This window comes from Streptomyces chlorus (genome assembly GCF_042655885.1).
In the GTDB taxonomy this organism is placed as follows: Bacteria; Actinomycetota; Actinomycetes; order Streptomycetales; family Streptomycetaceae; genus Streptomyces; species Streptomyces chlorus.
In genome coordinates this window covers 1-25,983 of the sequence record NZ_JBHSOA010000054.1, presented here as the reverse complement: position 1 = coordinate 25,983, position 25,983 = coordinate 1, and the positions used below count along the sequence as shown (strand labels likewise).

The 25,983-nt window shown below is 71.9% G+C and carries 23 protein-coding genes; 12 read left to right on the top strand and 11 right to left on the bottom strand.

All coding sequences use genetic code 11. From position 1 onward, the window contains the following. Positions 1 to 17 precede the first annotated feature (17 nt). From cseC to ACFPZI_RS24880, 5 genes are all read right to left on the bottom strand, one after another. Positions 18 to 1,505, bottom strand: a complete 1,488-nt coding sequence (gene cseC / locus ACFPZI_RS24900) for a two-component system sensor histidine kinase CseC (RefSeq protein WP_381367005.1) — start codon at positions 1,503 to 1,505, stop codon at positions 18 to 20. Positions 1,506 to 1,513: 8 nt separating this feature from the next. Beyond that, positions 1,514 to 2,212, bottom strand: a complete 699-nt coding sequence (gene cseB, locus ACFPZI_RS24895) for a two-component system response regulator CseB (RefSeq protein WP_381367002.1) — start codon at positions 2,210 to 2,212, stop codon at positions 1,514 to 1,516. Positions 2,213 to 2,449: 237 nt separating this feature from the next. Continuing rightward, complete coding sequence (locus ACFPZI_RS24890) at positions 2,450 to 3,133, bottom strand: hypothetical protein (RefSeq protein ID WP_381366999.1); 684 nt, start codon at positions 3,131 to 3,133, stop codon at positions 2,450 to 2,452. Next, positions 3,121 to 3,660, bottom strand: coding sequence for a SigE family RNA polymerase sigma factor (locus ACFPZI_RS24885; RefSeq protein WP_042174309.1), 540 nt, complete (start codon positions 3,658 to 3,660; stop codon positions 3,121 to 3,123). Before ACFPZI_RS24885 ends, ACFPZI_RS24890 begins: the two co-directional genes overlap by 13 nt. A gap of 337 nt (positions 3,661 to 3,997) precedes the next feature. Next, positions 3,998 to 4,933 (bottom strand): HhH-GPD family protein, encoded by a 936-nt coding sequence (locus ACFPZI_RS24880; protein WP_381366996.1) that lies wholly within the window; start codon positions 4,931 to 4,933, stop codon positions 3,998 to 4,000. Between the two features lie 338 nt (positions 4,934 to 5,271). Between ACFPZI_RS24880 and ACFPZI_RS24875 the strand changes: the two genes are divergently transcribed. Then, positions 5,272 to 6,120: a hypothetical protein gene (locus ACFPZI_RS24875; protein ID WP_381366993.1), complete on the top strand. Its 849-nt coding sequence runs from the start codon at positions 5,272 to 5,274 to the stop codon at positions 6,118 to 6,120. A gap of 250 nt (positions 6,121 to 6,370) precedes the next feature. Here the strand turns inward: ACFPZI_RS24875 and disA are convergent, their stop codons facing one another. Together disA and radA are read right to left on the bottom strand one after the other, a co-directional pair. Next, a complete protein-coding gene (gene disA, locus ACFPZI_RS24870; protein WP_381366990.1) occupies positions 6,371 to 7,495 on the bottom strand; it encodes a DNA integrity scanning diadenylate cyclase DisA in 1,125 nt (374 codons plus the stop codon). A gap of 308 nt (positions 7,496 to 7,803) precedes the next feature. Next, a complete protein-coding gene (gene radA / locus ACFPZI_RS24865) occupies positions 7,804 to 9,213 on the bottom strand; it encodes a DNA repair protein RadA (protein WP_381366988.1) in 1,410 nt (469 codons plus the stop codon). 195 nt (positions 9,214 to 9,408) lie between these two features. Between radA and ACFPZI_RS24860 the strand changes: the two genes are divergently transcribed. Next, complete coding sequence (locus tag ACFPZI_RS24860; protein WP_381366985.1) at positions 9,409 to 11,253, top strand: BACON domain-containing protein; 1,845 nt, start codon at positions 9,409 to 9,411, stop codon at positions 11,251 to 11,253. Positions 11,254 to 11,321: 68 nt separating this feature from the next. Here ACFPZI_RS24860 and ACFPZI_RS24855 read toward each other — a convergent pair whose 3' ends face one another. Then, positions 11,322 to 12,167 (bottom strand): DUF3109 family protein, encoded by an 846-nt coding sequence (locus ACFPZI_RS24855; protein WP_381366982.1) that lies wholly within the window; start codon positions 12,165 to 12,167, stop codon positions 11,322 to 11,324. A gap of 95 nt (positions 12,168 to 12,262) precedes the next feature. On the opposite strand from ACFPZI_RS24855, the gene ACFPZI_RS24850 reads away from it, so the two are divergent. The 4 genes from ACFPZI_RS24850 to ilvD all read left to right on the top strand — a co-directional run bounded on the left by ACFPZI_RS24850 (position 12,263) and on the right by ilvD (position 17,111). Then, a complete protein-coding gene (locus ACFPZI_RS24850) occupies positions 12,263 to 13,195 on the top strand; it encodes a Ppx/GppA family phosphatase (protein ID WP_381366979.1) in 933 nt (310 codons plus the stop codon). Between the two features lie 273 nt (positions 13,196 to 13,468). Next, entirely contained in the window at positions 13,469 to 14,332 is an 864-nt protein-coding gene (locus tag ACFPZI_RS24845; protein ID WP_381366976.1) for a sugar phosphate isomerase/epimerase family protein, read from the top strand. Beyond that, complete coding sequence (locus ACFPZI_RS24840) at positions 14,329 to 15,087, top strand: TetR/AcrR family transcriptional regulator (RefSeq protein ID WP_381366973.1); 759 nt, start codon at positions 14,329 to 14,331, stop codon at positions 15,085 to 15,087. Before ACFPZI_RS24845 ends, ACFPZI_RS24840 begins: the two co-directional genes overlap by 4 nt. A gap of 170 nt (positions 15,088 to 15,257) precedes the next feature. Then, the gene (gene ilvD, locus ACFPZI_RS24835) at positions 15,258 to 17,111 is read left to right on the top strand and encodes a dihydroxy-acid dehydratase (RefSeq protein ID WP_381366970.1); all 1,854 of its coding nucleotides are present in this window, start codon (positions 15,258 to 15,260) and stop codon (positions 17,109 to 17,111) included. Between the two features lie 82 nt (positions 17,112 to 17,193). Here the strand turns inward: ilvD and ACFPZI_RS24830 are convergent, their stop codons facing one another. Next, positions 17,194 to 19,284, bottom strand: coding sequence for a protein kinase domain-containing protein (locus ACFPZI_RS24830; RefSeq protein WP_381366967.1), 2,091 nt, complete (start codon positions 19,282 to 19,284; stop codon positions 17,194 to 17,196). A gap of 182 nt (positions 19,285 to 19,466) precedes the next feature. Between ACFPZI_RS24830 and ACFPZI_RS24825 the strand changes: the two genes are divergently transcribed. The 6 genes from ACFPZI_RS24825 (at position 19,467) to proC (ending at position 23,643) form a co-directional block, all read left to right on the top strand. After that, entirely contained in the window at positions 19,467 to 19,787 is a 321-nt protein-coding gene (locus ACFPZI_RS24825; RefSeq protein ID WP_381366964.1) for an SH3 domain-containing protein, read from the top strand. Between the two features lie 82 nt (positions 19,788 to 19,869). Beyond that, positions 19,870 to 20,151, top strand: a complete 282-nt coding sequence (locus ACFPZI_RS24820) for an SH3 domain-containing protein (RefSeq protein ID WP_381367175.1) — start codon at positions 19,870 to 19,872, stop codon at positions 20,149 to 20,151. Positions 20,152 to 20,223: 72 nt separating this feature from the next. Next, entirely contained in the window at positions 20,224 to 20,739 is a 516-nt protein-coding gene (locus ACFPZI_RS24815) for an EamA/RhaT family transporter (protein WP_381366961.1), read from the top strand. Between the two features lie 335 nt (positions 20,740 to 21,074). Further along, positions 21,075 to 21,923, top strand: a complete 849-nt coding sequence (locus ACFPZI_RS24810) for an ABC transporter ATP-binding protein (protein WP_381366958.1) — start codon at positions 21,075 to 21,077, stop codon at positions 21,921 to 21,923. Continuing rightward, entirely contained in the window at positions 21,920 to 22,711 is a 792-nt protein-coding gene (locus tag ACFPZI_RS24805; protein ID WP_381366955.1) for an ABC transporter permease, read from the top strand. The genes ACFPZI_RS24810 and ACFPZI_RS24805 overlap by 4 nt, the downstream gene beginning before the upstream one ends. Before the next feature lie 119 nt (positions 22,712 to 22,830). Continuing rightward, a complete protein-coding gene (proC, locus tag ACFPZI_RS24800) occupies positions 22,831 to 23,643 on the top strand; it encodes a pyrroline-5-carboxylate reductase (protein ID WP_381366952.1) in 813 nt (270 codons plus the stop codon). Between the two features lie 55 nt (positions 23,644 to 23,698). On the opposite strand, the gene ACFPZI_RS24795 is transcribed toward proC, so the two are convergent. Both ACFPZI_RS24795 and trpS read right to left on the bottom strand, forming a co-directional pair. Continuing rightward, positions 23,699 to 24,286, bottom strand: coding sequence for a cysteine hydrolase family protein (locus tag ACFPZI_RS24795; protein ID WP_381366949.1), 588 nt, complete (start codon positions 24,284 to 24,286; stop codon positions 23,699 to 23,701). A gap of 156 nt (positions 24,287 to 24,442) precedes the next feature. Continuing rightward, positions 24,443 to 25,453, bottom strand: a complete 1,011-nt coding sequence (trpS, locus tag ACFPZI_RS24790; RefSeq protein ID WP_381366947.1) for a tryptophan--tRNA ligase — start codon at positions 25,451 to 25,453, stop codon at positions 24,443 to 24,445. Positions 25,454 to 25,983: the final 530 nt, after the last annotated feature.

Below are 25,983 nucleotides of genomic sequence, written 5' to 3'. Positions count from 1 at the left end.
CCCCTCGGCCGGCCGCCCTACGGCAGCATCGGATAACTCCCGGTGTCCGTCGGTGCGTGCTCCGGCAACCACAGCACGGCGACCGCACCCTCGGCCGGCGCGTCCTCGGACGCGCCGGCCGGCCGTACGTTGCGGAAGGTCAGCCGCGCGCCCAGGACCCGGGCCTGCCCGGCCGCGATGGTCAGGCCCAGGCCGTGACCGCGGCCGGCCCGGTCCGCGCTGCCGGTGCGGAAACGGCTCGGGCCCTCGGCGAGCAGGTCCGCGGGGAAGCCGGGCCCGTGGTCGCGGACCCGGACGACCCGCCCCTCGACGGAGACCTCGATGGGCAGCCTGCCGTGCCGGGCGGCGTTGGCCAGCAGGTTGAACAGCACGCGTTCCAGGCGCCGCGGATCGGTGGTGACCTCCGACTCGCGCACCACGCGCACCGTGACGTCCGGGTCCTTCGCCGCGATCCGCCGGGTGACGAACTCGGCCAGCAGGATGTCCTGCAGCTCGGCCCGCTCGGAGGCACCGTCCAGCCGGGCCACCTCCAGGACGTCCTCGACCAGGGTGCGCATGGCCTTCGCCCGGTCCAGCACCAGCTCGGTCGGCCGGCCCGGCGGCAGCAGTTCGGCGGCGGTCAGCAGACCGGTGACCGGGGTGCGCAGTTCGTGCGCGATGTCGGCGGTGACCCGGCGTTCGGCTTCCAGCCGCTGGCGCAGCGCGTCCGCCATCGCGTCCACCGCGCTGGCCAGGTCGTCGGTCTCGTCCCGGACGACCCCGCCGATGGCCTCACGCACCCGGACCTCCGTCTCCCCCTTGGCGACCCGGTTGGCCGCGCTCGCCGCCTTGCGCAGCCGACGGGACAGATGCCCGCCGATCAGCACCCCGAGCGCGCTGCCGCCCAGGACGACGGCGATGGAGCCGATCACCAGGGCCTGGTCGAGGTCCTTGAGGATGTTCGAGCTGCGGTCCGTGAAGCCCGAGTGCAGGGACATGACATGGCCGTTCTTCAGCGGTACGGCCGCCCAGATGTCCGGCGCCCCGCCCGGCCGATTCGCCACGTAGGTCGCCCGCCGGCCCTCCTCCACCTTCGCCCGCAGCTCCGCCGGAAGTTCGGGGTCGTCGACCTTGGTGTTGGGGAAGTTCAGCCGCCCCGACAGCTCGTAGTTGCGCTGGGCGATCATGATGCGTTCGTCGGCGAGGTCGCGCGCGTTGTCCAGCATCGACACCCGGGCCGCGTTGTGCACGACCAGGCTCAGCGCGACCGCCACCAGCGCACCGACCAGGGCGATGGCGGCGCTGAGCTTCCATCTCAGCCCGGTGAGCAGGCCCGCCCGCTCGAGCCCCGCGCCCACCAGCCGCCCGAACCTGCCCTGTGCGCCCGCGCCCACCAGCCGCCCGAACCTGCCCTGTGCGCCCGCGCCCGTCGGCGGCCCGAACCCCTCCCGGGCACCGGTGTCCGCCGGCCCTCCGGAATCCCCTCGTGTCCCCGCGCCCGCCAGGCGCCCGAAGTACCGCCGCATGTCCGTGCTCAGGCCTTCAGTTTGTAGCCGAAGCCGCGGACCGTCTCGATGCGGTCCTGGCCGATCTTCCCGCGCAGCCGCTGCACATGGACGTCGACGACGCGGGTGTCGCCACCCCACCCGTACTCCCACACGCGTTCGAGCAGCCGGTCCCGGGAGAGGACGGTGCCCGGCGCCGAGGAGAACTCCAGCAGCAGCCGCATCTCGGTCGGTGTCAGTGCCACCGGCGCCCCGGCCCGCCGCACCTCCATGCCCACGGTGTCGATCTCCAGTTCGCCGAAGGCCAGCGCGCCGGTGGGGGCCCCGGCCTCCGCTCCCTCCCGGCCACCGTTCGCCCGGTCGAAGCGGCGCAGGACGGCGCGGATGCGGGCGACCAGGACGGCCCCGTCGAACGGCTTGGTCACGTAGTCGTCGGCGCCCGCCTCCAGGCCCAGGACCACGTCGATGGCGTCCGCGCGCGCCGACAACATGATCACCGGCACCATCGACTCGTCGCGGATGCTCCGGCACAGGCTGACGCCGTCGAGGCCGGGCACCATGACGTCGAGGAGGGCGATGTCCGGCCGGTCGGCGCGGAACGCCTCCAGGCCCGACAGCCCGTCGGGCATCGCGGTGACCGCGAAGCCGTCCCGCTCCAGGGCGAGTTGGGTGGCCTCACGGATGACGTCGTCGTCCTCGACGAACAGGACGTGGGTCTGGTCTGCCATCCCGGTCTCTCAACTCCCAGTTCTCAGTTCTCATGCGATCTCGGGTCGGTGGGAGCGTTTCACCCCGCCCACCGGACGGACGCGGGGATCGCGCGGAGGGTTCATCCCCTTCATCGGACCGTGCGGCCCGCCGGTTCACGCCATGCGCCACGAAACGTGGCTCGGGCCTCACGCGCAGGGCCCCGGGTCCCAGGTTCCGGGTCCCAGGTTCCGGGCCCTGAACGGGGGGCCCGAATCTCAGCTGCCGGGCATCGGGGTCGGCTCCGTGACGGACACCTTGCCGTAGTCGTTGTGGGTGCGGAACTCCTCGGCGAACCGGCCCGCGGTCCAGCGGTAGGTGATCACGTTCTCGCCCGAGGGACTCGACACCGGGTCGCCCCGGTCGTACACCTGCATCGTCACCACCAGGTCCCCGCGGTCGATCTCCGCGTACACGGGGGGTTCCTCGGACTTGAACACGTTCATGTACGCACCGCCTCGGTCGTGGTACACATACGAACCGACGCCCACCGCGTCGCCGCAGGTCAGCACGTTGACGACGACGTCGTTCGCGGTCCCTCCGGTGAGGTTGCCGTAGCTCACGTCGACGGGGTACTCGTCGCCCACGCACGGCTTCAGCTCCCGCTTGACCGCTGCCGAGACCGTCGGGTCGCCCTTGATCAGCCGCACCGCGTCCACCCGGTCCCCGGCCGCGGCCGGCGCCTCCGCCCATGAGCGCGAGGGCAGGGCGGAGGACGAGGAGGTGGGCAGGGGGCTCACCACCGAGTCCGCGTGCGCGGGGCCCTCGTCGCGGGCGCCGGTGCCGCCCGTACCGCAGGCGGTGAGGAAAAGGGCGAGGGCGGCGAGCACGGACGTCGCCGTGGTCGCCGCCTGGGCGGTTCTCCGGACCCGCATGGGCCCCGCACCGGTCAGGCCGCGCAACGCTCCCGCTCCTCACGCTCCAGCGCGCGTGCGTCGAGCTCGCGGGCTTCCAGTTCCTCGCGGAGCCGGGCGAGGGCCCGGTGCAGCGTGCTCTTGACCGTTCCGGCCGACATGCCGAGTGCGGCGGCCGTCTCCTCCGTGGACATCTGCTCCCAGTGTCGCAGCACCACCACACTGCGCTGCTTCGGGGCGAGCACCTTCAGTACGTCCATCAGGAGGGCACGGTCGGCGTGCTGCTCGGTGGCGTCGTCCACACAGGCGTCCGGGAGCTGCTCGGTGGGCACCTCCTCCAGTTTGCGGGCACGCCACCACTCGGTCCGGGTGTTGATCATGACGCGGCGCAGGTAGGCGTCGGCCAGCCGCTTGTCGGCGATCCCGTCCCAACGGCCGTACGTCCGGGCCAGCGCGGTCTGCAGCAGGTCCTGCGCGTCGACGGGGTCCGGCACCAGCCGTCGGGCGCTGCGCAGCAGCGCGTCCTGCCGGGTGCGGACGTACTCCTCGAACCCGAGCACCTCGCCCTGCGCCATGGTGAACCGCCTTCCGCTCCCCGTACCGGACCGCCCGTGCGGTCCGGTCCCCCTGCTGTGATCCGTGGTGGCCGTGCCCCTGTGTGCTGCGAGAGGGGCACGGGAACGAAGGTACGGAGGCGTTGTCACGGCACTGTGCGGAGCAGCCTGCGGCCTGCCCTCGGCTGGCCGTCGGTTGTGTAACGGAAGTAGGAACGAGGTAAAGCGGTAGGAGGGTTGGGGGCCTATGGGGCGGTGTGTGCCGCCCGGGCGGGTGCGCAGGTGTGACGACGCGGCCCGTACGCAGGTGAGCCGGCCGTGGGCCGGACCGGTGGCCGGGCCGGTCGGCCGGATCAGGTCAGGTCAGTGGCAGCCGGTAGAGCCCGCCGGGCAGCGGTTCGACCAGACCGTCGGCGACCAGGCCGTCCAGCGCGCGGGCGCGCTGCACCGGCTCCTGCCACACCCGGTCCAGGGCCGCCTGCGGTACGGGACTGTGCGCCTCCCGGAGCACGGCCAGCAGCCGCCCGCGGACCTGACGGTCCGTGCCCGCGTACGCCTGCCCCCGGCGCGGTGGGCCGGCGTGCGCCGGCTTGTCCGCGAGCCGCCAGGCGCACTGCGCGGCGATCGGGCAGCGATGGCACGACTCGTTCTTCGCCGTGCACACCAGCGCCCCCAGCTCCATGGAGGCGGCGGCCCACCGCGCGGCGGTCGACTCGTCCTCGGGCAGCAGCGCGCGGGCGAGCCGGCGCTCGGCGGCCGTGGTGGCGTTCGGCGGGTACTGGACACCGGTCACCGCACGGGCGAACACCCGGCGCACGTTGGTGTCCAGCACGGCGTGCCGCTGCCCGTACGCGAACGACGCCACGGCGGCGGCCGTGTACTCGCCGATGCCGGGCAGCGCCAGCAGTTGCGCGTGGTCGGCGGGTACGTCGCCCCCGTGCCGTTCCGTTATGGCGGCGGCGGCCCCGTGCAGCCGCAGCGCACGGCGCGGGTAGCCGAGCCGGCCCCAGGCGCGGACGGCCTCACCGGGCGCCTCGGCGGCGAGGTCGGCGGGGCGCGGCCAGCGGGCCAGCCACTGCTCGTAAACGGGCAGGACCCGGTTCACCGGGGTCTGCTGGAGCATGAACTCACTGACCATCACCCCCCACGCGCCGGCCTCCGGGCGTCGCCACGGCAGATCCCGGGCGTGCTCGTCGAACCAGTCGATGACAGGGGAATGGAGCGGCGCTCCTGGAGCGTGCTCGGACGAGGGATCGGCAGTGCCGTCGGGCTGGGGCTTCGTGAGAGCAGTCATGGCCTCTCGATCCTGCCACGACCACCGGTGTGAACGGGGACACCGCCACCCCGTCGTGCCGCAGTGGCGGTCGGAGCCGTGGCCAGAGCTGCAAGGGACACGATCGCGAACACGGGGTGTCGGAGTGCGGAGCTCCCGGCGGCGAAGGCCGCCCCTGCACTCCTCGGTCACGGACCGTAGGTGCAGTGCCCGTACGATCACACTCCGCGACCGTTGCGTGTCGTGCCTGACGGAGAGCGGGAACGGGCAGCCGTTTCCGGGATGATGATCCGGAAAAATTGGGCCCTCAGCGGCGGGTGGGATCAGCGAAGGCCCGGATCTCTCGTACAGTTTGCGCCGTGGGATCTCTGCGCAATCCGGTCGGGCCGCTTCCCTCCTCCATCTACTGGCGTAGGAGGGCCGTACTGCTGTCCCTGCTGGGCGTGTTGGCGTTGCTGGTCACCTGGGTCGTGGTCTCCCGCGGCGGGGGCGGCGGCGGGCACGACAACGGGGCCAACGGCAAGAATCCCGCGCCCTCCACCATCGCTCCGGGACCGTCGAGTTCAGGGCCGGCGATCAGTCAGGCGCCGGGCGGCCGTGACGAGTCCGGTGCCGAGGACTCGGGCGGCTCCTCGTCCGGCACCGGCACGGGGGACGACGGGGCGAACGGCGACCCCGGTGACTCCGGCGGCAGCGGATCGGACGACGCCGGCGACGCCGGGGGCAGCGCGGGCGGCGGCTCGGAGAGCGGTACGACGGCGGGGGTCGGCGCGGGTGACGCGCTGCCGGCCGGGTCCGGGCTTCCCCACTGCACCGCTACCGCCGTCAAGCTCAGCCTGCGCAGCGTCCGCAACTCCTACGAGCCCGACGGGACGCCCACCTTCCGGCTGACCGCGCGGAACATCTCCGGAAGCGACTGCAAGATCGATCTCGGTCCGAAGAGCACGGTGCTGACGATCACTCAGGCGACCGCCGACGACGACACGTACTGGGCGTCGGACGACTGTCCCAAGGGCGCGGGGAACCTGGTGTTCCGGGTGCCCGCGGGCGGCAGCATCACGTACACCGTGAAGTGGGACCGGGGGCCGAGCGCCCCGCAGTGCGCGACGCCACCGGCCGGGTCGGCCAAGGCGGGCACGTACCTGGTCGAGGCGAAGGCACCGGGGTTCGCGAAGGTGCAGACGTCCTTCGTGCTGAAGAGCGCCTGACACGCCCCGCGCCCCAGGCGCCCCGCGCGCACCGCCCACGCGCGCCGCCCTGGACGTACGAATCCTAGACCCGTACTTCGCGGGTCCCTCGATCGTGAAGATCAAGTGATCGGGATCGGTCCACGGGCGGTCGGCCCGGCGGCGTGATGGTCATCGGGCAACCGATCGCGGCGGGAACCGGTCGGTGATCATGCGCTGAGCCTTCACTAACGGGTGACCCGCGAAGTGCGGGCCTAGACGTACCGAGTTCCTAGACGTACCGCTCCAGGATCGAGCTCTCCGCCAGCCGCGACAGGCCCTCCCGGACGCTGCGGGCGCGGGCCTCGCCGACGCCGTCCACCCTCTGGAGGTCGTCCACGCTGGCGGCCAGCAGCTTCTGCAGGCCGCCGAAGTGCTCCACCAGGCGGTCGATGATCGCGCCGGGCAGCCTCGGCACCTTGGCGAGCAGCCGGAAACCGCGCGGGGACACCGCCGAGTCCAGGGTCTCGGGGGAGCCGGTGTAGCCCAGGGCCCGGGCCACCGTGGGCAGATCCAGCAGTTCCGCCTGGGGGAGGCCGTTCAGGTCGTGCAGGGCCTGGTCGACCGTGCGGGAACGCTTGGCGGTGGGCTCGGGCACGTAGTCCCGCACGACCAGCTCGCGCTCCGGCTCCACGCCCGCGATCAACTCGTCCAGCTGAAGGGCGAGGAGACGGCCATCGGTGCCCAGTTCGACCACGTATTCGGCGATTTCGGTGGCAATGCGGCGCACCATCTCCAGCCGCTGCGCGACCGCCGAGACGTCCCGCACGGTCACCAGGTCCTCGATCTCCAGCGCCGACAGCGTGCCGGCGACCTCGTCGAGGCGGAGCTTGTAGCGCTCCAGCGTCGCGAGCGCCTGGTTGGCGCGGGACAGGATCGCCGCCGAGTCCTCCAGGACGCGGCGGTGGCCGTCGACGTAGAGCGCGATCAGGCGCATCGACTGCGAGACCGAGACGACCGGGAAGCCGACCTGCTTGGAGACCCGGTCGGCGGTGCGGTGCCGGGTGCCGGTCTCCTCGGTCGGGATCGTCGGGTCCGGCACCAGCTGGACGCCCGCCCGCAGGATCTTCGACAGGTCGGACGACAGGACTATGCCGCCGTCGAGCTTGCACAGCTCGCGCAACCGGGTCGCCGTGAACTCGACGTCCAGGATGAAACCGCCGCTGCACAGCGTCTCGACGGTCTTGTCGGAACCGAGCACGATGAGACCGCCGGTGTTGCCCCGGAGCACGCGCTCCAGGCCGTCACGGAGGGCGGTACCAGGTGCCACGGCGCTCAGCGAGGCGCGCATCTGGCGATCGGAACCAGCACTCCCGCCGGACTTTCCGGGAGCTGCTGCCCGGTCGTTGGCTGCCACTGCACTCCTCCGGTCGCGATGTCTGGGGCACCCCCCGTTCAGGGTCTCCCGTTCGGATCATGCCGGGCTCGTGGGGTCGGGTGCGCACTCCCCCAAGCTCTTCGAGCAGGGGGACTCCCAGCGGCGTTGTCGTCGGTCGCCAACGCCCCCACGCTCGGCTGCGCTCGCGGGGGAGGGGCCCCCATCGCGTTGACTCCCTCCTCCGCCTTGCAGCCGCACGCACCCGGCCCCGCTCCCTGTCCGGTCTGATCCGAACGGGAGACCCCAACGCACTCGGTTCGTACGGACGGGCGAGACCAGGGCAAAGTCTACCGGCGCTCCTCCTCCTCCCGTGGGGCGTCCCGGCGACGCGAACGCGGAAGGACGCGCAGAGCGTCCCCTATGTCCGCGACTTCCAGAACCTTCATGCCTGACGGGGTTTTGCCCGGATCGCCCGGCACGAGCGCGTGCGTGAAACCCAGGCGGTGCGCTTCGGAAAGCCGGCGCTGCACCCCTGTCACCCGCCTGACCTCGCCCGCGAGCCCGACCTCGCCGATCGCGACCAGGTTCTTGGGCAACGGGGTGTCGCTCGCCGCCGACGCGAGGGCGAGCGCGATCGCCAGATCCGCCGCCGGCTCGGAGAGCTTCACCCCGCCGACCGTCGCGGAGTAGATGTCCCGCTTGCCCAAGGCGCTGATGCGCCCACGCTGTTCCAGCACCGCGAGCATCATCGAGACGCGCGAGGTCTCCAGCCCGGACGTGGTGCGGCGGGGGGAGGGGATCTGCGAGTCGACGGTGAGCGCCTGCACCTCGGCGACCAGCGGGCGGCGGCCCTCCAGCGTCACCGTCAGACAGGTGCCCGGCACCGGCTCCGCACGGCGGGTCAGGAACAGCCCGCTGGGGTCGGCCAGGCCCGTGATGCCCTCGTCGTGCAGTTCGAAGCAGCCGACCTCGTCGGTGGTGCCGTAGCGGTTCTTGACGCCGCGCACCAGGCGCAGGCGCGCGTGCCGGTCGCCCTCGAAGCTCAGCACGACGTCCACCAGGTGCTCCAGCAGGCGCGGCCCCGCGATCGAGCCGTCCTTGGTGACATGGCCCACCAGCAGCGTGGCCATCCCGCGCTCCTTCGAGGCACGGATCAGCGCGCCCGCCACCTCGCGCACCTGGGCCATGCCGCCCGGCGCGCCGTCGAGCTCCGGGGAGGCGACCGTCTGCACCGAGTCGAGGATCAGCAGGGACGGCTTCACCGCGTCCAGATGGCCGAGGACGGCGGACAGATCCGTCTCGGCGGCGAGGTACAGATGGTCGTCGATGGCGTGGATCCGGTCGGCGCGCAGCCGGACCTGGCTCGCCGACTCCTCGCCCGTGACATAGAGCGTGCGGTGCTCTTCGCTCGCCGCCTTGGCCGCGACGTCCAGCAGGAGCGTGGACTTGCCGACGCCCGGCTCACCCGCGACGAGCACCACCGCGCCGGGGACGAGCCCGCCGCCGAGCACCCGGTCCAGCTCGGGTACACCGGTGGAGCGGGCCGTGGCCTGACGGCCGTCGACCTGGCCGATGGGCACGGCGGAGGTGGTGACCCGCCCCGGCGCCGTCGTACGGACCGCGGGCACGCCGTACTCCTCGACCGTCCCCCAGGCCTGGCACTCGGGGCAGCGGCCGAGCCACTTGGCCGTCTGCCAGCCGCACTCGGTGCAGCGGTAGGACGGTCGGTCCTTGGTGGTCTTGGTACGGGCAGCCATGTCGAAACGGTAGCGCCCGGCACTGACAGTCGGGCGCACAGCGCCCGGTCCCCGGTCCCGGGACCGGGCCGATTTCCCCGCCCCGCCCGTGGAACGAAGGGTTCTCGTCCCCGTTTGAGGGATCGTTTCACCCGTACGGATTAAAAGTGCGCAGGGCTCCGGGAGGGGCCGCCCCCGGCCGCCTACGGTCGCCGAATGATGAGCAGTGGCCCGGAGATTCCGACCCGCACGACCGGCGCACACCGGGCGCACCGGGAGGTGCGCGACCGCGGGGCCGCGCGCACACTGGCACACCGGCCGCCCACCTGCCACGAACCGTGTCTGGACGGCCTGTTCACCTACTGTCTGTCGGTGCTGTGCGACCACGACGCGGCGACCGTCGCCCTGGCCGACGTCCTCACACTCGCGGAGCGCCGCGGCCGGCACGTCCCGGACGCGTCCGGGGACCGCAGGGCCTGGCTGTACGCGCTGGCCCGCTGGGCCTGTCTGCGCAAGCTGGCCGAGGCCCGGCAGAAACGTCAGGTCACCCACGCGGCGGGCCGGGCGGCCCGGCAGCGGGCGGCGCGGGCCGCCACTGCCCCGGCCGTCTCCGAGGAGGTGCGGGAGCAGCGCCGCCGTGAACTGGCCCTCCTCGCCTGGCCGGAGGCCGCGGGCACCACGCCGGAGCAGCGCGAGGCGCTCGAACTCGCCGTCCGGCACCACCTCGAAGCCCACGAGGTCGCCGCCGTGCTCGGCATGGAACCGGGCGCCGCCCGCGAGCTGCTCGCCTCCGCCGCCTGCGAGGTCGAGCGCACCCGCGCGGCGCTCACCGTCGTCGAGACCGGTGCCTGCCGGGGAGTGGCGCATCTCACCGGCGACAGCCGGCTCGTGCTCAGCAGCACACTGCGCCGCGAACTCGTCCGGCACGTCGACGACTGCCCGCGCTGCCGGCGCACCGCCGGGCGCGCCATCCCCGACCGCTGGCCCGGCACCGGCGTCGTCCCCGACGCCCTGCACGTCCTTCCGGCTCCCGAAGCGGCCCTGCGCACCGCCCTGGCGCACCATCCACGCGCGCGTGGCGGCGCGCCCCGCTTCGACCGGCGCGGATTCCCGATGGACCCCAAGGACCGTGTCGCCCGCCGGGACCGGCTGCGCGCGCGTGCGGTCACGACGACCGTCGTCGCCACCGTCGTCGCCGCCCCCGTGCTCGCGCTGTACGCCGCCTACCGGGGCACCCCCGTCGGCGAGGCCCGGGACGGCCGGTCGGCCTCCGCGCGGGAGGCCGACCAGTCCGTCGACTTCGACGGCGAGGGCCCGGGCGGCTACGAGAACACCGGTAACGCCGACACCCGGCCCGGGGGCCGCTCCGGCGAGGACGGCAGGGCTGATGTGTCCGTGGAGGTCGTCGGGGTCACCGGCGCAGGCCACAAGGGTGCCGCCGTGCTGGGTGTCGCCGCCGGTCACAGCGGTGACACCACACTGATCACGCTCACCGCGCGGGACGCCGCGCCGGTCCGCTGGTCCGCGTCGGCGGGGGCACCCTGGCTCTACCTGAGCCAGTCGTCGGGGATGCTCCGGCCGGGGCAGTCGCTGAGGATCAGGGTGTACGTCGACCAGCTGCGCGAACCGTCCGGCCGCTGGAGCGCGCGGGTGGCGGTCTCGCCCACCGGCGCCGTGGTGACCATCGACGGCCACGGCAACGCCCCCAGCCCGTCCTCCTCCGGCGCACCCCTCCCCGGTCACTCCGGGGGCCCCGGTCGTCCCGGCAGCCCGGGAACCGCGCACCCCGGCTCCCCGGGCACCCCGCCCCCGAGCCCCGGTGACTCGGGGGGACCCCCGTCGTCGTCCCCCGCCCCGGACCCGACGCCCACGTCACCGTCACCGTCGGAGCCCGACCCGAGCGACCCGCCCCGGTCGCCCGACCCGGAGCCCACGGATTCGGCCCCCGACGGCCCGGCCGCCCCTGTCCACCCGTCGTCCTCGACGTCACCGCCAGCCGAGGACGACGGCGGTGACGACGGCGGTGACATCGGCGGCGACCTGAGCCCCTTTGTTCCGTGACCGCCGTGACCGCCGTGACCGCCGTGACCCGAAACCGGTAACCCGTGTCCCGCGCATGGGGAGGTGGATCAGGCGGGATCCGCCGGATGCGGTGCCAGCAGCGGGAGCTGCGAGGCAAGCCGCTCCTCGCACAGCTTGGCCAGCCGGTCGTAACCGGCCTTGCCCATCAGCTCGGTCAGCTCCGCCCGGTAGGACACGTACACGGGGTCGCCCGCGCCGTGCGCCGAGGTCGCCGACGTGCACCACCAGTGCAGGTCGTGGCCGCCCGGACCCCAGCCCCGGCGGTCGTACTCACCGATCGACACCTGCAGCACGCGCGTGTCGTCGGGCCGGTCGATCCAGTCGTAGGTCCGCCGGACCGGCAGCTGCCAGCACACGTCCGGCTTGGTCTCCAGCGGCTCGCGGCCCTCCCGCACGGCGAGGATGTGCAGCGAGCAGCCCATGCCACCGGCGAAGCCCGGCCGGTTCTGGAAGATGCACGAGCCCTGGAAGGGGCGGGTCTGGCGGTCGCCGTCCTCGTCCTCGGAGACCCAGCCGTCCCGGGTGCCCTCCTCGTGGTGCTGCCAGATGTCCGGCGTCAGCCTCGCCACGTGCCCCGCGACCCGCTTCTCGTCGTCCTCGTCCGAGAAATGCGCCCCCAGGGTGCAGCATCCGTCGTCCGCGCGGCCCGCCTGGATGCCCTGGCAACCACTGCCGAAGACACAGTTCCAGCGAGAGGTCAGCCATGTCAGATCGCAGCGGAACACCTGCTCCTCGTCCGCCGGATCGGGGAACTCCACCCACGCCCGAGCGAAGTCGAGGCCCTTCTCGTCGTTCGGCGGCACCCGCGACGGACCGTCGACCGGTTTGGCCCTCTTGGCCTGCTTGGTCATTTTGTCCGCCTTCTCAGCCTTCGCCTTTTTCGTCTTTGGCACCCGTCCAGGGTAAGTCGCCCAGATCGCTGTCCGGTACCGGACCGAGTGCCCCGCGGCGGGCTTCCGGCCGCGTCACGCGCAGTAGCGTTCCGTACATGAGACTCGGTGTCCTCGACGTGGGTTCGAACACGGTGCATCTGTTGGTGGTGGACGCGCACCCCGGGGCGTGCCCGCTGCCGGCGCACTCGCACAAGGTGGAGCTGCGCCTCGCCCAGTTGCTGGACGCCGACGGCGCGATCAGTCCCGGTGGGATGGACCAGGTGATCCAGGTCATCCACGAGGCGCTCCAGGCCGCCGAGGACAAGGGCGTCGAGGAACTGCTGCCGTTCGCGACCTCGGCGGTGCGTGACGCCCGCAACGCCGGCGAGGTCATCGAGTGCGTGCGTGTGGAGACCGGAGTCGAACTCCAGGTCCTCACCGGCCCGGAGGAGGCCCGGCTGACCTTTCTCGCCGCCCGCCGCTGGTTCGGCTGGTCGGCGGGAAAGCTGCTGGTCATCGACATCGGCGGCGGCTCCCTGGAGATAGCCTTCGGCATCGACGAGGAGCCCGACGCCGCGGTGTCGCTGCCGCTGGGCGCCGGCCGCCTCACCGGCACCCGGCTGCCCGGCGAGCCGCCGGCGCCGGACGACGTGCGGGCGCTGCGCCGGCACGTCCGCGCGGAGATCGGCCGTACGGTCGGCGAGTTCAGCCGTCTCGGTCCGCCCGACCACGTGGTGGCCACCTCCAAGACCTTCAAACAGCTCGCCCGCATCGCGGGCGCCGCCCGCTCCACCGAGGGCCTGTACGTCCCGCGCGAGCTGAAGTACCAGTCCCTGGAGGGGTGGGTGTCGAGGCTGTCCGTGATGACCACCGCCGAGCGCGCCGCGCTGCCCGGCGTCTCCGAGTCGCGCGCCGGCCAGCTGGTCGCCGGGGCGCTGGTCGCGGAGGCCGCGATGGACCTCTTCGGGGTGGAGTCCCTGGAGATCTGCCCCTGGGCGCTGCGCGAGGGCGTCATTCTGCGCCGCCTGGACCACATGGGGCCCGCGTAGCCGCGCACCGCGCGAGGCGGCCGCGCACCGCGCGAGGCGGCCGTCCACCGCGCGGGGAGTGACGGGCCTGGCCGCGTGGGCTTCGGCGAGCCGGGGCCGCGCGGCCGGTGCCCGGTTGGCTCGATCACACGGCGGCCTTCGGACCGTGGGGCCGCCGGACGGACGAAGCGCCCCGTGTCCTGCGGTCATGTGATCGTGGCCACGGCGAACACCCCTGGCCGAAGCCCGTCGTCCGCGTCCCACCCGTCGAACACACCCCGTACGCTGTCCCTCGTGGCAGATCCAGCGGTGCGCATCCCGGATGCGAAGGTCGCTCTGTCGACGGCCTCCGTCTATCCGGAGTCGACGGCGACGGCCTTCGAGATCGCCGCGCGCCTCGGGTACGACGGTGTCGAGGTCATGGTGTGGACCGATCCGGTCAGCCAGGACATCGAGGCGCTGCGCCGCCTCAGCGACTACCACCGCATCCCCATCCTGGCCGTGCACGCCCCCTGCCTGCTCATTACGCAGCGGGTGTGGTCCACCGACCCCTGGACCAAGCTCCAGCGGGCCCGTACCGCCGCCGAGAAGCTCGGCGCCGCCACGGTCGTCGTGCATCCGCCGTTCCGCTGGCAGCGTCAGTACGCCCGCGGCTTCGTCGACGGAATCTGGCGGATGGCGGACGAGACGGATGTGCGGTTCGCCGTCGAGAACATGTACCCGTGGCGCTACCGCGACCGGGAGATGCTCGCCTACGCCCCGGACTGGGACGTCACCAAGGACGACTACCGCCACTTCACGATCGATCTCAGTCACGCCTCGACCGCCCGCACCGACGCCCTCGGGATGCTCGACCGCATGGGCGACCGCCTCGGTCACGTCCACCTCGCCGACGGCCGGGGCTCGGCCAAGGACGAGCATCTCGTGCCCGGCCGCGGTGACCAGCCCTGCGCCGAGGTGCTGGAGCGCCTGGCCCTCAACGGCTTCGACGGTCATGTCGTCATCGAGGTCAACACCCGCCGTGCCATGTCCGGCGCCGAGCGCGAGGCCGACCTGGCGGAGGCGCTGGCGTTCACCCGTCTGCACCTGGCGTCGGCGACGTCCGGGGCCCCCGGGTCCTCGGCGGCAGCCTCTGCGCTGCGGGCGCCACGCCGATGACCGGCGTCACCGCGCCCGGCGGCCCGGACGCGGCTTCCGGCGGCCCGGACGCGGCTTCCGGCGGCCCGGACACGTCGGGCCCGGACACGTCGGGCCCGGACACGTCGGGCCCGGATACGTCCGCCACCGCCCCGGACACGTCCGCCGGCCGCCACGGCACCGCCCCCCGGCGCCGTGGCCGGCCCCCGCGCACGGAGTCGGCCGACACCCGGGACCGCATCCTGGAGGCCGCCCGCGAGGAGTTCTCCGAACGCGGGTACGACAAGACTTCCGTACGGGGCATCGCCAAGTCGGCCGGGGTCGACTCCGCGCTCGTGCACCACTACTTCGGCACCAAGGAGCAGGTGTTCGAGGCGGCCGTCGAGGTCGCCTTCGCCCCGGTGCTCAAGGGCCGGGAAGCCGTCCTCGATGCTCCGTTGGAGGAGGTCGGCGAGCGGATGACCCGGATGATCCTCGGCCTCTGGGAGAACCCGGTGACCCGGACCCCGCTGCTCGCGATCGTCCGGTCCGCCGTGAACAACGAGACCGCCGCCAGTGTCTTCCGCCGCCTGGTCGCCGGCCAGCTGCTGCGCCGTATCGCGGGGCAGCTCGACCTGCCGGACGCCGAACTGCGCGCCGAGCTCGCCGCCGCCCAGCTGGTCGGGATCGCGATGATCCGGTACGTGATCAAGGTCGAACCGCTGGCCTCGGCGGGCATCGAGCAGATCATCAAGCGGGTGGCGCCGGTGGTACAGGGCCACCTCACCGGCCGCTGACGCGCCGCGCCCCCCACACGTACCGCTGTCCCCGTGCCGCTCCCGCACTGAGATATGCATCCCGCATCCCGGACACCCCGTCCCGCCCCCTGGATGACGGGCGTACGCTCGACGACAGTCAGAAATCTCTGACCCCGGCACCCTGAGAAGGTCTGAAGGAGCGAGCGACGATGCCCGAGCTGAGGTCCCGCACAGTCACCCACGGCCGCAACATGGCGGGCGCGCGCGCCCTGATGCGAGCCTCCGGTGTGCCGGGTGCGGACATCGGCCGCAAGCCGATCATCGCCGTCGCCAACAGCTTCACGGAGTTCGTCCCCGGCCACACCCACCTCGCGCCGGTGGGCAGGATCGTCAGTGAGGCGATCGTCGAGGCCGGTGGCATCCCGCGCGAGTTCAACACGATCGCCGTCGACGACGGCATCGCGATGGGCCACGGCGGCATGCTGTACTCCCTGCCCTCCCGCGACCTGATCGCGGACAGCGTGGAGTACATGGTCGAGGCCCACTGCGCGGACGCCCTGATCTGCATCTCCAACTGCGACAAGATCACCCCGGGCATGCTCAACGCCGCCCTGCGGCTGAACATCCCGACGGTCTTCGTCTCCGGCGGTCCCATGGAGTCCGGCCGGGCGACGCTGGTCGACGGCACGGTCCGCACGCTGGACCTGGTCGACGCGATGGTGGACGCCGCCAACGACAAGATCTCCGACGCCGACATCCTCCGCATCGAGGAGAACGCCTGTCCGACCTGTGGCTCCTGTTCCGGCATGTTCACCGCCAACTCGATGAACTGCCTCACCGAGGCCATCGGCCTGTCCCTCCCGGGCAACGGCTCGGTCCTCGCCACCCACACGGCCCGCAAGGCGCTCTACGAGAACGCCGGCCGCACGGTCATGGACATCACCCGCCGCTACTACGAGCAGGACGACGACACGGTCCTGCCCCGCAACATCGCCACCGTCGCGGCCTTCGAGAACGCGATGACGCTGGACATCGCCATGGGCGGTTCCACCAACACGATCCTGCACCTGCTGGCCGCCGCCCAGGAGGCGGAGGCCCCCTTCGGGCTGACCGAGATCGACGCCCTTTCACGCAGGGTGCCCTGCCTGGCCAAGGTCGCCCCGAACGTCGCCAAGGACCGCACGTACTACATGGAGGACGTGCACCGCGCGGGCGGCATCCCCGCCCTGCTCGGCGAGCTGCACCGCGCGGGCCTGCTGAACGAGGACGTGTACTCCGTCCACAGCCCGACCCTGGCCGACTGGCTGAAGACCTGGGACATCCGCGGCGGCTCCCCGTCCCCGGAGGCCGTGGAGATGTGGCACGCGGCTCCGGGCTGCGTGCGCTCCGCCGAGGCGTTCTCCCAGTCCGAGCGCTGGGACACCCTCGACGAGGACGCCGAGGGCGGCTGCATCCGCTCCGCCGAGCACGCCTACTCCAAGGACGGCGGCCTGGCGGTGCTGCGCGGCAACCTCGCCGTGGACGGCTGTGTCGTCAAGACGGCCGGCGTCGACGAGTCGATCTGGACCTTCGAGGGCCCGGCGGTCGTCTGCGAGTCGCAGGACGAGGCCGTCGAGAAGATCCTCACCAAGCAGGTCGAGGAGGGCGACGTCGTCGTCATCCGCTACGAGGGTCCCAAGGGCGGCCCCGGCATGCAGGAGATGCTCTACCCGACGTCGTACCTGAAGAGCCGTGGCCTCGGAAAGGCCTGCGCCCTGATCACCGACGGCCGCTTCTCCGGCGGCACGTCCGGCCTCTCCATCGGCCACGCCTCCCCGGAGGCGGCCTCGGGCGGCGCCATCGCCCTCGTCGAGGACGGCGACCGCATCCGCATCGACATCCCGAACCGCTCGATCGAGCTGCTGGTCGACGACGCCGAGCTGGCCCGCCGTGAGCAGGCGCTGGACGGTGCGTACGCCCCGAAGAACCGTGAGCGCAAGGTCTCGGCGGCGCTGAAGGCGTACGCGGCGATGGCCACGAGCGCCGACAAGGGCGCGGTGCGGGACGTGTCGAAGCTGGGCTGACGCCTTCTGCCCCGCACAGCCGCCCTCCGCAGCACCGGGGCGGCTGTCGCGCGTGCGGCAACCCGTGCGTGCCGTCGCCCTGCTACCAGTCCGCCGGCTCCCGTCCGTCCACGGCGAACACGGTGCCGTCAGGCGCGGACGCGTAGACGCGACCACCCGCGACCACCGGCTCGGGCAGCGCGGCGACCACTCGATCCGCGGCTGCCCCGAGCCGGGGCGCGGTCTGCCCGAGCAGCCGTCCCGTCCGTGCGTCCACGGCGAGCAGGCGGCCGTCGGGAGCGGTGACGTACACGTGCTTCCCGTCGGAGACGGGCGCGGATCCGCGACTGATACCCGTCTCCAGGTGCCACACCCGCTTGCGCGCCTTCAGGTCGACGGCCTCCAGCGAGCCCCCCTGGGCCAGGAGATGGACGACGTTCCCGCGTACGGTGGCACGAACGTCGTGGCGAGGAACCGGCAGGGGGACTCGGAGCGACGCTTTGGACTTCGGGGAGTAGCGGACCAGGCCGGTGGTGGTGCCGTCCCGCGGGTCGCCGGAAAGGAAGAAGACGGATCCGCCCCCGACGCCGATGGGCTGCAGCGCCCCCTCCAGCCGGACATCCCACCGCAGTTCTCCTGTGCCCGGGTCGACCGCCGTGACCCGTGTGTGCGAGCCGTCGTACGACGTGCTCGTCGCGTAGGCCGATGGGTCTGCGGCGAACGAGGCGAGGGGCGTGCCGTTGTGGCCCGGTATGGAGCGGTTCCACTTCGTGGCACCCGACGAGCTGTCCACACCGGTGACCGTACCGTCCGCGCCGGTCAGCAGCAGCATGCCACCCACGTACCGGACCGAACCGCCCTCGGGTACGTTCCGTTGCCAGACCGGTGTGCCCGACGCGGGATCCAGTCCCTCTACGCGGCCGCCCTCGCCCATGGACGACTGGACGAGTCCGCCCGAGACGACCGGAGGGCGACTGACGGCCCGGTCGGATGTCGTGCGTCGCCACATCAGCCCTCCGTCGGCAGGGTCCAGGGCGAAGACCACATCGCGCTGAGCGCAGAGCAACTCGTCCGTGCCGTAGGAGCAATGCGGCATGTCCCCGTTCCCGGACACCGGCTTCGCCTCCCATGCGCCGAACGTGGCCGACGGGGTGCGGGCAGGCACCTTTGTGGTCGAGTCCCCTTCCGAGCCGTCCAGTTGGACGGTGGCGACTCCCGATGCCACGAGCACCAGCGCGGCGCCTGCCATCAGGGCGCTGCGGCTCAGCCGTCTCTGGGAGGGGCGTCGTGGTTGCCGAGAGGAGGGAGCCGGTGCCGCCTCCTCACCCGTCCCCTGCGCCGGTATGAACGCCTGGGTGTCATAGGACGCCGCCGCCGAGCGGAGTTCCCGCATCAACTCGTCCGGTGTCGGCCGGTCCTCGGGCTCCTTGGCGAGACAGCGCAGTACGAGTGCCGCCAGCTCTTCCGGTATGCCGGTCAGATCGGGCTCGTCGTGCACCACCTGATAGGCGACGACGTACGGGCTGTCGGAGTCGAACGGCCCGCGTCCGGTCGCCGCGTGCACCACCACCGATCCCAGCGCGAAGATGTCCGCGGCAGGCCCGACCTCCCGCGGCCGCCGGAACTGCTCGGGCGCCATGAACGGCGGCGTGCCGATCAACTTCCCTGTTTCGGTGCGCAGTTCACTGTCCGTTGGCCGGGAAATGCCGAAGTCGATGACCTTCGGTCCGTCCTCGGCGAGCAGCACATTGCTGGGTTTCAGGTCCCGGTGCACCACCCCGACCCGGTGAATGTCGCGCAGCGCCTCGGCCAGCCCCGCCATCAGCCGGCGCAGTTGCGCGGGTGTCATCGGGCCGTTCCGCTTCACCTGCTCCGCGAGTGTCGGTCCGGGAATGAACAGGGTCGCCATCCAGGGCCGTTCCGCCTCCGGATCGGCGTCGACCACGGGTGCGGTGAACGCGCCGCTCACCCTGCGGGCCGCCGCCACCTCCTGCCGGAACCGTCCCCTGAACTCGCGATCCCGGGCGAACTCGGCGTGTACGACCTTCACCGCGAGCTTCAGCCCGGAGGTGCTGCGGGCCAGGTGCACCACACCCATGCCCCCGGAGCCCAGAAGGGACTCCAACCGATAGTGGCCGGTGTACTCCGGAAGTTCGGCTTCCGCGCCTGCTCCGGCCTTCCGCTGTGGCGCCATGGGACCACCCCCGTGCTGTTCGTCCGCGCGCGCGACGCACGGAGCCTAGTCGATGACGCGTACGGGACCGAGGCGGCTTGCTGGTATCCGTGTGCGAGTTGCGAACTGGTGTTTCGTGGCGTGATTCAGGGGAATCAAAGTGATCCCATCGCAGTCATGGGGTTCAACGGGGGAGGTTTTTCATGTCTGTTGACCGCATCGAAGAGGTCGAGTCGGGCACGGAGGAAGCCGTCACGACGACGGCGGCCGCAGCTGTCCGTTATTACCCGGTCGCCCCGGGCGTCCAGCTGAATGTCCGCAGCGGTCCGGGAACGAGCTACGGCATCGTGCGCACTCTGCCGGTGGGTGCGCAGGTGCCGATCTACTGCCAGACGCCGGGTACGACGGTGACGGGCCCGTACGGCACGTCGAACATCTGGGACAACATCAGCAACGGTCAGTACGTCTCGGACGCCTATGTGAGAACCGGCAGCGACGGCTACATAGCCTCGCGCTGTGCCTGACCGACCACCACCACTGTCAGGAGCACTCATGATGTCCAAAAGAGGCAGATCCGTTCTGCTCGCAGGCGCCGGAGCTTTCCTCATGCTGCTGGGGACGGCGTCGGAAGCCGCAGCCCTGCCGTACTACCCGGTCGCCCCGGGTGTCCAGCTGAATGTCCGCAGCGGTCCGGGAACGAGCTACGGCATCGTGCGCACCCTGCCCGTGGGCGCGCAGGTGCCGATCAACTGCCAGACGCCGGGTACGACGGTGACGGGCCCGTACGGCACGTCGAACATCTGGGACAACATCAGCAACGGTCAGTACGTCTCGGACGCCTATGTGAAGACCGGCAGCGACGGCTACGTGGCCCCGCGCTGCAGCTGATCCCGCCCGATCCCAGGTGATCGCGGCCGATCCCGCTCGGAGCCCGCGGGGCGCCGGAGCCATAATCTAAGCGTGAGCGCAGAGAACGGCACCCCGGACGACCACCCCGCGGGCTCCCCGGCAACCCCCGTCGGCCCCCGCCCCGAACCCATCCGCTTCTTCGGCACGACCTGGGTCGACCACGACAGCGGCTACGCGGCCCGCCGCATCGGCGTCGCCGTCGGCTCGCTCGCCGCCGCGGCCGCCGCCTGCCTCGTTCTGCGCATCGCCTACCAGGGCCTTCAGATCGCCGAGGTCGGCGGTTTCGTCACGCTCCTCATGGCCGTGATGTTCGCGGTCTGCAGCGCCCTAGCGTTCGGGCACACCTGGGAGGCGTTCAAGCGCCGCCCCGACCCCGACCGCCAACGGTCTCTCCGCGGCCTGCTCACCGTGGGCTTCGTCGGCTCCCTCCTCGCCTACTTCTTCCGCTCCCTCGCCGAGGCTCCCGGCGAGAAGCTCCACCGCGAGGAGTACGAAACGGCCCGCACCCAGTACGCGAAGCGGACGTCCCGCCGCTCCGGCAACCCCAAGAAGCGCCGCCGCTCCTAACCGCCGCACGGGAACCGCCGGTCCGCACCGAACGGTTCCCTTCCTCTGCCACCGGGGGCTTTCCCACGTCCGACGCGCCTGTCTGCCGTCCGCCTTGCGCTGTTGCCTCGTGCACTTGTTCGTCCCCCCGTGTCGACGCCTTTCGCAGGCCGCGGCCCCGCGCACCGCGCCGTGCCCCCCGCCCCCCGCCCCCCGCCGCCCGCCGCCCGACGTCTGTCGCCGCGCCGCGTCTCCCTTCGGCATGCTCGCCCGCCCCGCACGGCCGACCCCTGCCCCAGCGCGAACCGTCCCACCACCGCTTGACGTGTCCCGTCCCCGAGAGGATTATTCATCGCATGATGAATTACTCCTCCGGCGCTCCGCACCCGGACACCGGCGAGGGGGGCGCCCCCGCCGTCCGCGCCCAGGACCTCACCGTCGTCCGAGGCCCCCGCACCGTCCTGCGCGGCCTCGACCTCACCGTCCCGCGCGGACAGGTCACCGGCCTCCTCGGCCCCTCCGGCTGTGGCAAGTCGACCCTGATGCGGGCCATCGTCGGCACCCAGGCCAAGGTCACCGGCACGCTGGACGTGCTCGGCCTCCCCGCGGGCCACCCCGCCCTGCGCACCCGCATCGGCTACGTCACCCAGGCCCCCTCGGTCTACGACGACCTGACGGTCCGGCAGAACCTCGACTACTTCGCCTCGGTCCTCGACCCCGGCCTCCCCTACACTCGAATTCGCTCGCGCGGGGGGACCTCCATCGCCGCCGACCGCCGCCGGGACAACGTCACCCGGGCCATCACCGACGTCGACCTCGCCACCCACGCCGACGTCCTCGCCGGCAACCTCTCCGGCGGCCAGCGCAGCCGCGTCTCCCTCGCCGTCGCCCTCCTCGGCACCCCCGAGCTGCTGGTCCTCGACGAGCCCACGGTCGGCCTCGACCCCGTCCTGCGCCGCGACCTCTGGCAGCTCTTCCACACCATCGCCGCCGAACGGGGCGCCGGCCTGCTGATCTCCTCCCACGTCATGGACGAGGCCGAGCGCTGTCATCGCCTCCTGCTCATGCGCGAGGGCGAGATCCTCGCCGACGACACCCCCGACGCCCTGCGCACCGGCACCGGATCCGACACCATCGAGGCGGCCTTCCTGCACCTGGTGGACGCGGCCGTCGCAGCAAGCCGCACAAAGGAGACCTCGCGATGAGCACCCCCCGCCCCCGTACGACGACACGGCCCACTGTTCCGACGAGCGCTCTGAACGCCTCGCGCACCCTCGCCACCGCGGCCCGGGTCCTGCGTCAGCTCCGCCACGACCCGCGCACGATCGCGCTGATGCTGCTCGTCCCCTGCCTGATGCTGCTCCTGCTCCGCTACGTCTTCGACGGCAGCCCGCGCACCTTCGACAACATCGGCGCCTCGCTCCTCGGGATCTTCCCGCTGATCACGATGTTCCTGGTCACCTCGATCGCCACCCTGCGCGAGCGCACCTCCGGCACCCTCGAACGCCTCCTCACCATGCCGCTCGGCAAGGGCGACCTGATCGCCGGCTATGCCCTCGCCTTCGGCGCGATCGCGATCGTCCAGTCCGCCCTGGCCACCGCACTGGCGGTCTGGTTCCTGGGACTCGACGTCGTCGGCAGCCCGTGGCTGCTGCTCCTGGTGGCACTGCTCGACGCGCTCCTCGGCACAGCCCTCGGCCTCTTCGTCTCGGCCTTCGCGGCCTCGGAGTTCCAGGCGGTCCAGTTCATGCCGGCAGTGATCTTCCCCCAGCTCCTCCTGTGCGGACTCTTCACCGCACGCGAGAACATGCACCCCGTCCTGGAAGGCATCTCCAACGTCCTCCCCATGTCCTACGCCGTCGACGGCATGAACGAGGTCCTCAGGCACACGGACATGACCGCCACCTTCGTACGTGACATCGCGATCGTCGCCGGCTGCGCCCTGCTGGTGCTCGCCCTCGGCGCGGCAACCCTGCGCCGCAGGACGGCCTGACGCGCCCCCGGCGCCGGCGTCCGTCACCGTCCGCCCAGCGGACACCAGCCCGCCCCCACGCCCCCCGAGTGCGAGGATGAACCAGGACGACGCGCCCACTTTGGAGGTCATCCCCAGTCATGGCTCAGAAAGTCGCAGTCCTCGGCACCGGCAAGATCGGCGAAGCCCTGCTCAGCGGAATGATCCGCGCCGGCTGGGCCCCCGCCGACCTCCTGGTCACCACCCGCCGCCAGGAGCGGGCCGACGAACTCCGCGCCCGCCACGGAGTCACCCCGGTCTCGAACCTCGAAGCCGCCAAGACCGCCGACACTCTGATCCTCACGGTCAAACCGCAGGACATGGGCACCCTCCTCGACGAGCTGGCCCCGCACATCCCCGCCGACCGCCTGGTCATCAGCGGCGCCGCGGGTATCCCCACCTCCTTCTACGAGGACCGCCTCGCCGCCGGCACCCCGGTCGTCCGCGTCATGACGAACACCCCCGCCCTGGTCGACGAGGCCATGTCGGTCATCTCCGCCGGCAGCCACGCCACCCCGGAACACCTCGCCCACACCGAGGAGATCTTCGGCGCCGTCGGCAAGACGCTTCGCGTCCCGGAGTCGCAGCAGGACGCCTGCACCGCCCTGTCCGGCTCCGGCCCGGCGTACTTCTACTACCTGGTCGAAGCCATGACGGACGCCGGTATCCTGCTCGGCCTGCCCCGCGACAAGGCCCACGACCTCATCGTCCAGTCCGCGATCGGCGCCGCGATCATGCTCCGCGACAGCGGCGAACACCCCGTACGGCTCCGCGAGAACGTGACCTCCCCCGCCGGCACCACCATCAACGCTATCCGCGAACTCGAGAACCACGGCGTACGGGCCGCCCTCATCGCCGCCCTCGAAGCCGCCCGCGACCGCAGCCGCGAACTGGCCTCCGGCACCAAGGACTGAGGACAGGCCCCCGCCCGGGGCGCCCATGACCGGGCGCCCCGGCGGCCACGGTCACTCACTTCGCTCCGGCGAGCACATCCTCCGACATCACCACGTGCGCGAACCCGCCCCCGTGCAACGTCACCGCCGACGCCTGCGCCACCTCGTCCGCGCTGCGCCGCCAGCCGAACGGCCCCTCCACGTCGAAGGTGTACGTCGCGTCGAACACGACCACCACGTCGTACCCGAGGTTCCCGCCCACCCGGGCCGTCGTCTCCACACACATGTTGGTCTGGATCCCGACCAGCACCACCTGAGAGATCCCCGCGCCCTTCAGCCAGGCGCCGAGATCCGGGGTGCCGTGGAACGCCGAGTTCACGCTCTTCGTCACCAGCAGCTCGGCGCCCTCGCCTCCCTTCCCGCGCCGCTGCTCCACGTACTCCTTGAAGCCGTTGCCCGGCTGCCCCGGACGCAGGGGCGACGCCGGCTCGACCGAGTCGTGCCGCACGAACACCACCGGCCGCCCCGACGCCTGCCACACATCGATCAGCCCGGCGATGTTCTCGTCCGCCCCGGGATGGTTCCGCCGCCCCCAGAACCCGAGGTCCTCGAAACCCTGCTGCACGTCGACGACCACCAGGGCCGCGTTCTCCGCAATGTCCATGACCCCGATCGTGCCGCCCCCGCACCCCACCTCCCAGAGGTACGGAGGCCAACGACCCACGACTTACTGCCAAGCGGGGCCGACCCGGCCGACCGGCACCGACCGGCCGACCGGCACCGACCGGCCGACCGGCACCGACCGGTACCGATACCGGCGCTACACCCCGGCCTCGGCCGCCGGAAGCAGGCCGATCGCCCGATAAGCGGCATCCACGACCGGCCGGGCCATACCTCGCGCCCTTTCCGCGCCGTTCCGCAACACCCCCTCCACATAACCGGGATCAGCGCACAACTCCTTGTGCCTTTCCCGCAATGGCCTCAGCACCTCGACCACGGCCTCCGCGGTGTCCTTCTTCAAAGCCCCGTACGACGTGTACGCACCGCCCAGCGTCTCCGGGTCCCCGTCCGAGCACGCCGCGAGAATCTCCAGCAGATTCGCCACCCCGGGCCGCACCTCCCTGTCGTACACGACGTCCTGCCCACTGTCGGTCACCGCCCGCATCACCTTCTTGCGCACCACGTCCGGCTCGTCCAGCAAATAGACGATCCCCGGGCCGACGTCGTCGCTCTTCCCCATCTTCGACAGGGGGTCCTGCAGATTCATCACCCGCGCCGCCACGGCCGGATGCGTGGCCCGGGGCACCACGAAGGTGTGCCCGTACCGTTGGTTGAACCGCACGGCCAGATCCCGTGTGAGTTCCACGTGCGGCGCCTGGTCGTCCCCCACCGGCACCTCGTCCGTCCCGTACGCCAGGATGTCCGCCGCCATCAGCACGGGATACGTCAGCAGCGACAGCCGCACACTCCCGCCCCGCCGCCGCTCCCGCGCGGCCTTCTCCTTGTACTGGATCATCCGCCGCATCTCGCCATCGGTCGCCACGCACTCCAGCACGTACGACAGGCGGGCGTGTTCGTCCACATGACTCTGCACGAACACGGTGCACAGCTCCGGATCCACCCCGGTGGCCAGCAGCAGCGTCGCCGCCTGCCGGCTCAGTCTGCGCACCCGCGCGGGATCGTGGTCCACGGTCAGCGCGTGCAGATCGACGACGCAGAACAACGCGTCCGCCCGGTGCTGGTCGACCGCGGCCCACCGCCGCATGGCCCCCAGGTAGTTCCCCAGCGTCAGATGCCCGGTCGGTTTGATCCCACTGAAGACCCGTGTCATCGCTTCCTGTCTCCGTCTCCTGGTTGTGACCGCCGTCCCGGCCGGCCGCTCCCGGAGTCCTGAGGGCCAAGGCCCTGGAGGGAGAAACGAAAACGGCCACCGAAGCGGCGGCCGTTGAGCGCATACGTACGGACGGCCGCTGTCAGGCGGCCCACCAGAGCTGGCTGTACGTACGCGTGGTCGTCATGCGGGCCAGGCTACGCCCTGAAGAGGGGGACCGGATGGCGATCACGGCAGCGAGTTGACACGCCCTGGTGTCATCCGTACTGTTCTCCGAGTTGTCCGATGTGAGTACCGATTCCGGTCGGCCCCGGACAGCCATTCCGTACGTACCGCACCAGCCCGACGGCAGTCTTCTGTCTGTCGTCATGGCATTGGCGCGCGTATTCACGAAATGAGGAATCCGCGTTCGAAAGGGCGCAGGCCCCCGATTAGCTCGGGAGCAGGGAATCCGCTAGAGTCTCACTCGTCGGAACGGCCCAACGGCCGGAAAGACAAACCCCGCTGACCGGGGGTCAGATCGAAGAAAA